General features: G+C 64.1%; 10 protein-coding genes and 1 pseudogene. 6 read left to right on the top strand and 5 right to left on the bottom strand.

The window, feature by feature from the left end:
- Positions 1-115 precede the first annotated feature (115 nt).
- From ACMZPQ_RS14370 to ACMZPQ_RS14355, 4 genes are all read left to right on the top strand, one after another.
- Positions 116-502: an SseB family protein gene (locus ACMZPQ_RS14370; RefSeq protein WP_197581189.1), complete on the top strand. Its 387-nt coding sequence runs from the start codon at positions 116-118 to the stop codon at positions 500-502.
- Positions 503-597: 95 nt separating this feature from the next.
- Positions 598-2,109 (top strand): amidohydrolase family protein, encoded by a 1,512-nt coding sequence (locus ACMZPQ_RS14365; protein ID WP_188488239.1) that lies wholly within the window; start codon positions 598-600, stop codon positions 2,107-2,109.
- 80 nt (positions 2,110-2,189) lie between these two features.
- Positions 2,190-2,654: a GNAT family N-acetyltransferase gene (locus ACMZPQ_RS14360; protein ID WP_197581212.1), complete on the top strand. Its 465-nt coding sequence runs from the start codon at positions 2,190-2,192 to the stop codon at positions 2,652-2,654.
- Entirely contained in the window at positions 2,651-2,986 is a 336-nt protein-coding gene (locus tag ACMZPQ_RS14355) for a hypothetical protein (RefSeq protein ID WP_414486092.1), read from the top strand. The genes ACMZPQ_RS14360 and ACMZPQ_RS14355 overlap by 4 nt, the downstream gene beginning before the upstream one ends.
- On the opposite strand, the gene ACMZPQ_RS14350 is transcribed toward ACMZPQ_RS14355, so the two are convergent.
- The 4 genes from ACMZPQ_RS14350 to ACMZPQ_RS14335 form a co-directional block, all read right to left on the bottom strand.
- Positions 2,976-3,377, bottom strand: a complete 402-nt coding sequence (locus tag ACMZPQ_RS14350) for a hypothetical protein (protein WP_312644933.1) — start codon at positions 3,375-3,377, stop codon at positions 2,976-2,978. The two genes, ACMZPQ_RS14355 and ACMZPQ_RS14350, sit on opposite strands and share 11 nt — an antisense overlap.
- A 146-nt stretch (positions 3,378-3,523) precedes the next feature.
- A complete protein-coding gene (locus ACMZPQ_RS14345; RefSeq protein WP_197581183.1) occupies positions 3,524-7,108 on the bottom strand; it encodes a M1 family aminopeptidase in 3,585 nt (1,194 codons plus the stop codon).
- A gap of 12 nt (positions 7,109-7,120) precedes the next feature.
- Positions 7,121-8,023 (bottom strand): ABC transporter ATP-binding protein, encoded by a 903-nt coding sequence (locus ACMZPQ_RS14340; protein WP_197581180.1) that lies wholly within the window; start codon positions 8,021-8,023, stop codon positions 7,121-7,123.
- A 128-nt stretch (positions 8,024-8,151) separates the two neighbouring features.
- A complete protein-coding gene (locus ACMZPQ_RS14335; RefSeq protein WP_197581178.1) occupies positions 8,152-9,183 on the bottom strand; it encodes a substrate-binding domain-containing protein in 1,032 nt (343 codons plus the stop codon).
- Between the two features lie 826 nt (positions 9,184-10,009).
- Between ACMZPQ_RS14335 and ACMZPQ_RS14330 the strand changes: the two genes are divergently transcribed.
- Positions 10,010-10,804, top strand: a complete 795-nt coding sequence (locus ACMZPQ_RS14330; RefSeq protein WP_197581175.1) for a TraB/GumN family protein — start codon at positions 10,010-10,012, stop codon at positions 10,802-10,804.
- A gap of 158 nt (positions 10,805-10,962) precedes the next feature.
- On the opposite strand, the pseudogene ACMZPQ_RS14325 reads toward ACMZPQ_RS14330, so the two are convergent.
- Positions 10,963-11,049: pseudogene (locus ACMZPQ_RS14325) on the bottom strand (LacI family DNA-binding transcriptional regulator); the annotation flags it as partial.
- 101 nt (positions 11,050-11,150) lie between these two features.
- Between ACMZPQ_RS14325 and ACMZPQ_RS14320 the strand changes: the two are divergent.
- Positions 11,151-11,834, top strand: coding sequence for an ornithine cyclodeaminase family protein (locus ACMZPQ_RS14320; protein ID WP_197581172.1), 684 nt, complete (start codon positions 11,151-11,153; stop codon positions 11,832-11,834).
- Positions 11,835-11,838 lie beyond the last annotated feature (4 nt).

Raw genomic sequence — 11,838 nt, 5'->3', positions numbered from 1 at the left:
ATTCCTGGCGCCTGCCTACCGCTCTGGTGGGTGCCAACCTTGGTTGGCGCGCCTTTCGAGCAGTCGAGCAAGCTCGACTCTACAATAGCCACCCCTCACGCCCTGCCGTACCGCCATGACCGACCTCGCCCCGCAGACCCCGATTGAAACCCTGCTGAAGGCGGCCATGGACGGGGCCGTGCCGATCCGCGCCTTCATGGAAGCCTTCGTCGCCTCCGAGGTGGTGCTGCTGACCGGCAGCCTGGTCACCCCCGACGGCAGCGGCTTCGACCCGCTGCTGTTCGACAAGCAGGGCACCCTGCACGTGGCCGTGTTCACCGATCCGTCGCGGGTGGGCATCTACAGCCAGCAGGTTCCGCACCAGATCCGCTGGCTGATGCTGGACGTGCTGCGTCGCGTGCCGGGCGGCTACGGCGTGGTGATCAACCCGGGCACCGCGCTGGGCTTCGAGATCTCACCCAGCGGCGTCGGCGAGATCCTGAAGGACTTCGCGCAGGGCTGAGTGTCCTTTCGGACGAATGTGTCCGATGCATGCACTTGCGGGGGTCGGGGCGTTTGCTAGAGTCCGCGGACCGACAGGACGCAAGGAGCAGCGCCATGGCAGCAGCGCAGGATAAGCCCGTACGTGTCGTCGATCTGCACACCCATCTGTTCAATGCGCGGCATCTGCCGCTGGAAAGCATCATCGCCGGCGCGATGGGTGCGTGGTCAAGTCCCTTGGCCCGACCTCTGGCGAAGCTGTTGTACCTGCTGACGGAAACAACGGGCGAGCAGGCGGAGTTCTCTCGGCTACAGCAGTTGCACCTGCATAGTCTTCATGACCATGGCGGGCACGAACAGATCGACTACATTGCGTCGATCTGCAACGTCGCCAGCCATGAGTTCCAGGTGGGCATTGCGGCGGGGCTGCCGGATGCCGATGGTCTGGCCGCGCTGACCGCCGACTCACCGCAAGCAGACGCCATGCGGGGCTCCGACCTGATGGCGATTCTCCGTGAGCTGGAGCAGGCCATTTCTGCAACGGGTGGGCCCGACACCGCCGCCGCGCCGTCCACCGATTCTCTCGTGCAGGAATTGATGGCGCCGGCAGGTCTGGTCGACTGGGCGCGCAGCACCGTGAAGCGCGCGCTGGAACGTTTCATGGCACTGGTGGTGCGTGATCCGACGAGTACGATCGGCAACTACGCCGAGTTCTTCTTCACTCTGCTGGGTTCAGAGGAAACGATTTTCCAGCGCTTGCAGGTGGCGTACGGTGAGTCCTTGCCCTCCATGGAGTACGCCCATCTGATGATGGACATGGAGCTGGCGTACCCGGGCGGGCCAATGGCCAACTATCACCTGCCCAAGCGCACCGGGAACATGGTGAAACTGCAGAAGAAGTTCCCGGAGCTGCATGGGTTTTTTGCATTCGATCCGCGCCGCGATGATCCGAATCCGCGCGGCTGGAAAGGGTTGCTTGAATCCGCACTCAAGGATGGATTCATTGGTTTCAAGTTCTATCCGGCGATGGGTTACAAGCCCCATGGGGACGCGGTCCATGCCCGGCGGATCAACGAGTTCTACGACTTCTGCCTGGAGCATGACACGCCGATCTTCGCGCATTGCACCCCGGTGGGGTTTCAGACCCCGCGCAAGGAGGGAGCGTTCGCGAACCCGGAATACTGGGCCGATGTGCTGAGCAGCCGCAAAGAACTGCGATTGTGCCTGGGACACGCCGGCGGGCAGCGCGCTCCCAGGGAAAGGCCGGTTTCGGCTGGCTGGGATGCCGAAGAGGTCGAGTGGAAGAAGGGCAACTATGCATGGCAGGTGGTTGACCTGTGTGTCCGATACCCCAACGTGTACTGCGAGATAGGGCATCTGGAAGGCCTGCTTGGCGGGGACATGTCGGACTTCGAGCGGAACCTGAGACGCGCCCGGGATACGCAGATGGATTACGGGTTCATGAGCAAGGTCGCTTATGGTTCCGACTGGCACATGCAGGCAATGGTCAACTCGGCCCGTAGCTACCTTGATCTGTTCCTGAAGCTGTTTGAAAAGGAGGAGTGGCGGGAGCACCGAGAGCGCTTCTTCTGGCAGAACGCCCATGCGTACATGCGGCTGCCACGATGACGGTGGTTGGTGGGGCTGATCCGGGCATGGTCGTAACGCATGGGGATGGGACTGGCAGCGGAGTGGAACAGCGGGCAATGGTGGAATTCAGAGAGCTGACAGTGGACGCACCGGAACGCCTGCAACTGGCGCAGTGGTATCACGCGCAATGGGGCCAGGACGCGGGCCTGTCGCTGGAACAGGAGCTGCAACGGCTCAATCGGGCGCAGGACGCCGAGGGTTTTCCGCACCTGATCGCCGCGTTCGATGACGGTCAGGTGGTCGGCGCAGTCCAGCTCAAGCGCCGGGAAATGCAGGCGTTCCCACAGTACGAACATTGGCTGGGCAGCGTGTTCGTGGCCGATAGTCATCGCGGGCGTGGGCTGGCTGGCACGCTGGTGGAACAGGCGGCGGCGCAGGCGGCGCGAATGGAGGTTTCCGACCTGTACCTGCAGACCGAAGCGCTGGATGGTGGCCTTTACGCCCGGCTGGGCTGGAAGCCGCTGCAGGAAGCCGACAACCGCAGTCATCGCGTACTGGTGATGGTGCGCAGGATTTCCGCATGAACACGCTCGCACCCCGCCATTCCCGCTCCGCGCTGATCTTCCTGATCGCGGCCATCGTCGTCGCGCTGGTGTCCATGCCCGTGCTGCGTGCGGTAGGCATGGTGCTGTGGCCGGTGTTCGCCATTGCCTGGCTGATCAACCTGGGTGCGGCCTGGCATCTGGGCCAGTGGGCGCGCCAGCAGGGCCGTCCGGCGTGGGCATTCGGGTTGCCGGCGGTGCTTGGTACCGTCGCATCGATCGTGGTCTATGTGCTGCTGGCGTTGCTGGCGTTGCTGGCGTTGCTGGCGTTGCTGGGGCCGAAGGCCAGGCCTCAGCCGGAAATCACCGGCTGAGTGCTTCGTTCCACTCGTTCCACAGAACACCGTCCACGGTGGTGAGCAACGTCTGCTGGACCTCGATCAGCGTGTTCATCTCAGCCAGCGCCGCATCCAGGTCGCTGATTGAGATCTCGAATCTGGCCGTGCACTGGCTCATGGCATGTACGTGTTCGGTGCCATGCGCCAGCTCGATGGCTTCCTGGAGGACATGGGGCGCGCCGTTGAGAGAGAGCCCCAGACGAACGTCTTCATCGCCCGTAATGAGAATACTGTTCTCACCCAGCTCCAATTCGAGCTCAAGGCCACAGTCGGCCAATACCTGGGCTGCCCAGTTCAGTGATGCGGAAATTCCGTGTGCGTCGAAGTAGATATGGCTGGATGTCATCGCGGCTTCTCGAAGGTTCACGGAGAGTATCGCTTGCCTTCAAATGGATCCTTTTGGAGCCCCCGCATCTCTGGTCAATCAGGTCCTCAGATGACGCAATTGGTCGCGGCATGTCGTTTCTGTCTGCAGCAGTGATGCCAGCCATTTGACCGGCACCACCGCTCACCTCACATCGTCACCTTGCGCCGGTTGTCATCGCTCACCCGGTCGATCAGCTTGTTGTAGGGGTCGAAGCCCGCCTCATCCGGCTTCTCGTCCACGGTCACCGTGATTTTCGGCGTGGCGTCGGTGATGTGGTGGCGCTGCAGGTACAGCACTTTCTGGTCGCGTTCCTTGCCCGAAGGCCCGTTGGCGAACACGCCTATCTCGATCCAGTCATCCATCGCGCCGTCGCTCTCCTGGCCCTTGCCGTCGGCATAGTGCTTGGCGGCGTGCAGGTCCAGGGTCACGTCGTAGCGACCGTCATCGCGCTTGCGCGCGTTGGCGGCCATCACCCGGTTGTCATAGAAGCTGATCTTCTCGAACAGGTCGGTGACCAGCTGTTGGCGGTCGGACGGAGTCTCCGCGCGTATGTAGCCCAGCAACTCGCGTGAGGTGGTGTACGGAGGCTGCTGGAAACCCTTGTCCTGCAGGAATCGCTTCAGGGCACGGTTCAGGGCCTGCTCGCCGATTTCCTCGCGCAGCCGGTAGAACACCAGCGAGCCCTTCTGGTAGTGGATGTACTGCTGGTTTTCCACGCGTTCCAGCGGCTGTTCCTCGATGGCCTCGCCACCGCGGCCGGACAGGTAGCCGTCCAGCTCGCGCTTGAGGAACTGGCGCATGTGCTGACGGCCGTATTCTTGTTCCATCACCATCAGCGCCGAGTACTGCGACAACGATTCGGAGAGCACTGTTGCGCCCTGCACATTGGCGCCGATCACCTGGTGCGCCCACCACTGGTGCGCGATCTCGTGCGCGGTCACGTAGAACACGTAGTCCACCTTGTCCGGATCACGCAGGTCGGCGATGAAGCCGATGGCCTCGGAGTAGGGAATGGTGTTGGCGAACGACTGCGCGAAGCGCGCGTAGCCCGGGAACTCGATGATGCGTACCTGGCGGTGCTGGTAAGGCGTGAAATTGGCTTCGTAGTAGGCCAGCGATTTCTGCACCGCCTCGATCATCCGGTCCACGTTGTAGCCGTGCGCCGGGTCGAAGTAGACCTCGATCGGGATGTCCTTGTACGTCGCCCTGCGCACCTCCCAGCGTGCCGACAGGTAGGCGTAGAAGTTCAGCATTGGCCGGTCCATGGCGTAACTGAAGCAGCGCCGGCCATTCACCGTGGTCTCATGCTTCAGATAGCCCGGCGCCAGTGCGACCTGGTCCGGCGCGGTACAGACCGTGGTGCGGAAATCCAGCCAGTCGGCATCGTTGGAGATGTAGGTGTTGGCGCGCGCTGCTTCGTCTTCCAGCTTGGGCATGCGCCGCGGCTCGCCCAGATCGCGCTTGCGCCGCTCGTTGCGGTCGGTGATCTCCGCGCCTTCGTTGTAGCCGAATGACGGCAGCACGCGGCTGTTGAAGAACGTGCCGTTGTCGACGATGTTGCTCGGCGCCTGGCCGGCGGTGATGCCGTTGGGTTTCTGCTCCACCCGGAAATGGACGCTGCGGGTTTCGCCCGGTTGCAGCGGCTTGTCGAGCCGGTAGATGCGGTAACCGAGCTCCTTGTCGTGGAAGGTCAACTTCTGTCCGCCAAGATCGGCCGCCCGCAGCTGCTTGTCGTCGCCCATCGAGACATGCAGTTCCTGGATGGGGTGCGGGTGCAGGTTGCGGATCGTCCAGTTCGCGTCGATCACCATCGACTGCGATTCCGGGAACAGGTCCACGCGGTTGTCCACTGCCACGATGCGCGGCTGCGGCAGGCTGCGGTACTTCGACAGCTCACGCTCATAGCGGGCCTGAAGATCGAGCTGCTGGTCAGGCGAGATGAACTCGTTGCGGATGTTGGTGCTCCAGTACAGCCAGCCGCCCACGGCGACGAACGCCAGCGCCGCCAGCGCGGCGAAGGCGCCGGTGGGTCCACGCAGGCGTCGGCCGGCCAGGGCCAGGCGCTGGCGCAGCCCCTGGCTGACACCCCGCACCCAGAAGGCGGAGGCCACGCACATCAGCGCGAGCAGGAACAGCGCCCAGTAGCCCTGGAACGCCAACTGTCCGGCGAGGAAGTGGCCGTAGCCATTCATGTCCGAATAGGGGGCGATCGGCCAGCTGCCGAAGTTGTAGATGTTCTGCGTGTAGTCGAGCATGCCCAGCACGCCCTGGCCGATCATCACCACGATCAGCAGTGCATAGCCGACGAACTTGTTGTTGGTCAGCACCTGCAGCACCAGCGCCATGCCGCCCATCAGCACGTACACCACTGAATCCAGGGCCAGGCTGCGCAGGTACAGCAGCGGCTCCAGATGCGTGTAGCCCTTGGCCAGCTGCACGCCCATCGCAGCCAGCGCGCCCGCCGCCTGGAAGCAGATGATCACCGCCAGCAGCGCGGTGAACTTGGCCAGCAGCGGTACCCAGTTCGGCACCGGCATGGCGTCGGTCACTTCGTTGATGCGCGCGCCGCGTTCCTTCCAGACCAGCTCACCAGCGAAGAACAGCACGATGATCACCAGCAGCCAGCTGAAAGCACCCTGCAGGCCCATGATCATCTGCGAGGTTACGGGCCAGATCGACGTGCCGTACAGCGTCTGCCGGAACAGCGCGCTGGGCAGGAAGTTGGCCAGGCCCAGCACCAGCAGCACGATGAATGGCACGCTGCGCAGCACGCCGCGGGTATCGAAGCGGACCTGGCGCAGGAACTGGTGCCACGCCGTGGTCGCGTTGAACGCCGGTGCTACGCGCGGCAGTACCGCGTGAGCAGGGCGGACGCCGCCGGCATCGGCCGCTGGCTGCACCTGCTTGCGGCCCCATCGACGGCGGCTGCTGCCACTGCGTTCGGTGCGGAACAGGGCAAACGTGGCCGCGAACAGTGCCGCAGCCACGCCCAGCCACAGGGCGCGGTTGGCCAGCAGGTAGCCGGCCAGTTCGGGAATGCCGCTGTTGCGCTCAGCGGTGGACCAGTAGCGGATGGTGCGGCTCAGCGCACGCATGCCCAGCGGCTCGCTCAGCACCGCGATCCACGTATTGTCGATGTCGCGCAGCAGGGCGGCGCTGGCACCGTACAGCACCAGGTAGGCGACCAGGCCGATGTACACCCACAGGATCGAGCGGGTCAGCGCCGCCAGCAGTGACAACAGTGCCGTGGTGAACAGCAGGTTGGGAATGACGATGACCGCGAACGTCCAGGCATAGCCCTGCCAGCTGATCGGGCCCATGCGCTCGGGGTCGACCCAGGGCATGAACGGTGCCAGCCACAGGCCGAACGCGATCACCACATAGACCAGCAGCCCGGCCGCCAGTGCTGCGGCGATGCGCCCGGCCAGATAGTCGCGACGCTTCACCGGGCTGGCAAAGATCAGTTCGGCGGTGCCCAGTTCGAAGTCACGCAGCAACGCGTTGCTGACGAACAGCGCGGTGACCAGCATGCCGAGCAGGGTGAAGATGCCCAGCATCTGCGCGATCACCGTCGGCGCATTGCTGTGCACGTTGCCGGTGCCTCCGCCAATCTGCACCGCATCGCTGGACGCGGCGGCGAAGGCGAGCAGGGCGAACAACCCGGCCAGCAGCCACAGCAGCGGAGAACGCAGCTGCTCGCGCAGCTCGAATCGGAAGAAGTTGAAGATCATGGCGTGCTCCGCTCAGGCTGCCGCGCGGGCACGGGCCTGCAGGCGCAGGCGCTGGAAGTACACATCCTCGAGGTCGGGAGCCACGGCCGCGAAGCCGTCGCCGGGATCGTTGGCGCTGTGCACGTGGATCACCGGGCGGCCACCCACCAGCCGCGTGGACAGCACCACGTAGCGCGCCTCATGGTCGGCCAGCTCCGACGGCTCCACCTGCTTGCGCCAGACCTGGTGCTGCAGCGCGTCGATTGCCTCGGTCGGGCGCCCGGTCAGCAGCACCTGGCCCTTGTTCATGATCGCCATGGTCGGGCACAGGTCGGTGACGTCCTCGACGATGTGGGTGGACAGGATCACTGCCACGTTCTCGCCAATGGCCGCCAGCAGGTTGAGGAAGCGGTTGCGCTCCTCCGGGTCAAGGCCGGCGGTGGGTTCATCGACGATCACCAGCCGCGGGTCGCCCAGCAGTGCCTGGGCGATGCCGAAGCGCTGGCGCATGCCGCCGGAATAGGTGCCGAGCTTGCGCTTGCGTGCATCCCACAGGTTCACCTGTTGCAGCAGCCCATCGACCACTTCGCGGCGTTGCGCGCGCTGGGTCAGGCCCTTCAGTACGGCGAAATGTTCCAGCAGGTCCAGCGCGCTGACCTTGGGGTACACACCGAAATCCTGCGGCAGATAGCCCAGCCGGCGCCGCACTGCATCCTTGTCGTGCAGCACGTCGATCGGCGCTTCGCCGGGGATGCTGAGCGTGGCCGTGCCACTGTCGGCCTCCTGCAGGGTGGACAGCGTGCGCATCAGCGAGGACTTGCCGGCGCCGTTCGGGCCGAGCAGGCCGAACATGCCGCGCGGAATGTCCAGGCTGACGTTGTTGAGTGCGTGCACGCCGTTGGCGTACGTCTTGGACAGCGAATCGATCTTCAGCATGCGACGTACACCTTTCCTTGGACATGTCTGCGCGTTATCCGCGCATCTACGCCCGTCCGCATCAGCCGTTGGTCATGGGGGGAGAATCCGGCGATCGCGCGTTGGCAGGGGCGGTGGCCCTCCGCTGCCTACCCGCGTAGCGACGACTCCCGCACCACCAGCTTCACCGGGATGCTCTGGCTGTCCACTGGCTGCCGGCCGATCAGCGCCAGCAGGCGCTCCACCAGCAGCTGGCCGGCCTGTTTGGTGTCCTGCTGCACGGTGGTCAGCGCCGGCGACACCGAGGCCGCCAGCGGAATGTCGTCGAAGCCGGTGACCGCCACGTCCTGCGGCACCCGCAGCCCCGCCTCGCGCAGGGCGCGCATCGCACCGATGGCGATCAGGTCGCTGGCCGCGCAGATACCATCGATCGGTTCGCCGCGCGCCAGCAGCGCCTGGCAGGCCTGCTGGCCGGAGGCCTCGGTGGTGATGGCGTCGTGCTGCAGCGCCGGCTCGGCGGTCAGGCTACGCTCCTGCAGTGCCGCCACATGGCCGCGGTAGCGCTCCTGGAACTCGGGGTAATGGCTGGAGGCATGGCCGAGGAAGGCGATGCGGCGGCAACCCTGCTGCAGCAGGTGGGTGGTGATGTCATGCCCGCCCTGGAAGTTGTCGCTGCCGATCGACACGCCAGGCTGGCCGGGCAGCGCGGCGCCCCAGCGCACGAAGTGCGTGCCCTGTTCGACCAGCCGCTGCAGGCGGTCGCGCGACTCGTGGTAGTCGCCGTAGCCGAGCAGGATGATGCCGTCGGCCTTGTTGCTGTCCTCGTAGTCGGCCTGCCAGTCGGTGGACAGCTGCTGGAACGAGACCAGCAGGTCCTGCCCGTGCAGCGCGCAGGCGCGGGTGATCGAGCCCAGCATCGAGTGAAAGAACGGGTTGATCAGCGAATCGTCGTTGGTCGGGTCTTCGAAGAACAGCAGGGCCAGGGTGCCGGCGTTGCGCAGGCGCAGGCTGGAGGCGTTCTTGTCGACCTTGTAGTTCAGCTCGCGGGCGATGCGCAGGATGCGCTCGCGGGTCTCGGCGTTGACCATTGGGCTGCCACGCAGGGCACGCGACACCGTGGGCTGGGAAACCCCGGCCAGGTGGGCGATGTCCAGGGACGTGGCTTTGCCTTTGATGGTCATGGGCGGTGCGGAAGGGGATAGATAGAAGGTGTCCGGCCATGATGCCATGGGCCGGAGCTGCCCTGGCCGGCGCATAGCAAGGTGATCCCCTCAACAAGTCAGGGACTCCATCTCAGTTCCAATGCTGGCTAGTGGCGCCCAATTTGGTGGGCGCACGGCTCGACGCGCGGTTCCATTTCAGGATCTACTCATGAATTAGGAAAGCGCCCTGGCGTCACGCCTGGGATCTAACAGTCTTGTGTGTCGTAATTTCCCTGTTCAAAGGACGGTATGCCTAACTCCAACGTTGAGCGGGAAGGACTGGCGATTAATGGTGGGGTGGCAAGCGGTTGGTAACAAGATCAACAGATTACGGGCTCCTTAGCAGCTAGAAACTAGCCTGCAGCGTCTGATCCAAATTGCTCTCACCTTCCGTAGTCCGTCGTCTTCCTTGACGCGCTCCTGGTCCGAATTTACAAGTTTCCAAACGGACGGCTGTGGGGCTTGAGTGATGGATCGCGAAATCGTTGGAAGTCCGCAGGAGCTTCTCGCGGAGAGCTGGGGCAGGTGCTTTACATCGTTGCGCAACTGCCTCCGACCTGACTGTTGAAGAGTTCAAGCTCGCGGCTGGTGGTTCGATTTCCACGGGAAACGGAATGGATTGCGAGCCCGCCACAACGGAAAGCATGTGCCTCGGGGATGAACATGTCCCCTGCGGCGTCGACTGTCTTGTCTATGACTGAGCTGTCTTCCTGAAGAAGCTTTGGGGAGGTCGGATTTCCGACCTCCCAGTCGATTGGCTGCGCTCGTCATACAGGACGCACTACTGAATATGCGGGATGACTGGATGAATGCAAAATTTCTACTGCTCTTTGTCATGCTGCTTGCTTCCTTGCCGGCGGGAGCTTCAACGGACAAATCCAAGGATTCGCAGTGCACGTCGATTCGAGGGGCTGAGATGTTGACAGCGTCCAGGGTGGTGGTAGTCGGCGATCTGAATGGAACGAATGAATCTCCTGCTGTTTTTCACGACCTCGCCTGCGCCTTCGCCAGTGGCCAGGGAAAAGAAAGTCGATTCATCGGGCTTGAACTGCCAGAGACGTTCGACGCGTATTTCGAGAAGCCTTCGGAATCGCTCGAGGCGATGCTTGAAGATGAGTTCTGGAGCAAGATGGGGGATGGCCGGCACAGTGCGGCCATGAGGGCGATGGTCGCTCGGTTCATGAAGATGCGGCTGGTTCTTTCGGGGCAGGTGAAGTTAATTGCGCTGGAGCGCAGGCCCATCGATGCAGCGGGTGCACAGAAGCTTGTTGATCTTATGTCAGAAGCCGGCGATAGCCGTGCGCTGGTGCTCATCGGAAATGCGCACGCGCGTAAGACGCGGATGCGTCAGCAGCGCGTTGATCCGTTCGCGCTCGTGCTACAGAAAGCCGGTATGGAAGTGCTTACGCTGGACGCACTTGCCGGTAGCGGCTCATGGTGGACATGCTTGTCGGGTTGTGCGGCGCGACCGGTCTTTCCGCAGCCTCGAGGCACTGAGGTCAAGATTGTTGTTGATCGGTGTTCATCGCCTGACTGTGCGTATGACGGTTACTACTATGTCCCTCGCCTGACGGTTTCCAACGCATGGAAGGAAGATTGAACGTCCAGAATCGTAACGGTGAAGGCGTGATGCCTCTGTTTCGGCCAGAGGCAGCAGGCGACTCGAAACGGTGGTCGGGTGAACTGAACCTCGCGCACCCTGTGCCGGTGCTGCGCATTATGTAGCCTTGCACAGGGAGACGCGGGGGGCTCGAGCCTGCCGCGCAGGGCACGCGACACTGTGGGCTGGGAGACCCCGGCCAGGTGGGCGATGTCCAGGGACGTGACTTTGCCTTTGATGGTCATGTCGAAAGAATGCGGGCAGACCCGGCGATGATGCCATGGGCGTGCTGTAGCGTGCGGGGCGGGGGCGCTACCATCACCGTTGTCTTCTGCCGAGCCCACGCATGCAGCCTGCCTACCTGACCGCCGAACACCCCTCGGACCTGCTGGACTGGCATGAGGCCGTGGACGCGCTGCGCGAGGGCCACCGCCAGGGCCAGCCGCGCAGTGCCGACATCCACCTGCACGGCGAGCACGGCGATCTGTTCTCGTGTGCCAGCGGTATCGAAGGCGTGGGCTACGGTCTGAAGGCGGAGTCCTTGTTCGGCGGCAATCCTGCCCGTGGCCTGCCCACCTCGCAGGGCGTGATGCTGGTGTTCGCGCCGGACAACGGCCGCTTGCGGGCGATGGTCGACAGCCGGGTCATCACCGCGCTGAAGACCGCCTCCGATTCGGTGCTGGCCGCCGGCTATCTGGCCGCGCCGGGCAGCACCCACCTGCTGGTGGTGGGTGCCGGTGTGATGGCCGGCCATCTGGCGCGTGCCTACAGCGCCCTGTTCCCCGGCCTGCAGCGCATTTCGGTGTGGTCGCGGGGCCCACAGGCCGCGCAGGCGCTGACCGCCTCGCTGGCCGGGCTGCCGGCCGAGGTAGTGGCGGTGCAGGATCTGGAGGCGACGGCAGGGCAGGCCGACATCCTCTGCACGGCGACGATGTCGACCGCGCCGCTGGTCCACGGGGCGTGGCTGAAGGCGGGGGGCGCATGTCGATCTGGTTGGCGGTTTCACCCCGGCCATGCGCGAATCGGATGATGCC

This window comes from Stenotrophomonas maltophilia, from assembly GCF_047497515.2.
In the GTDB taxonomy this organism is placed as follows: domain Bacteria; phylum Pseudomonadota; class Gammaproteobacteria; order Xanthomonadales; family Xanthomonadaceae; genus Stenotrophomonas.
Note: the sequence above shows the minus strand (reverse complement) of the source record. Positions and strands in the feature narration are given on the sequence as shown.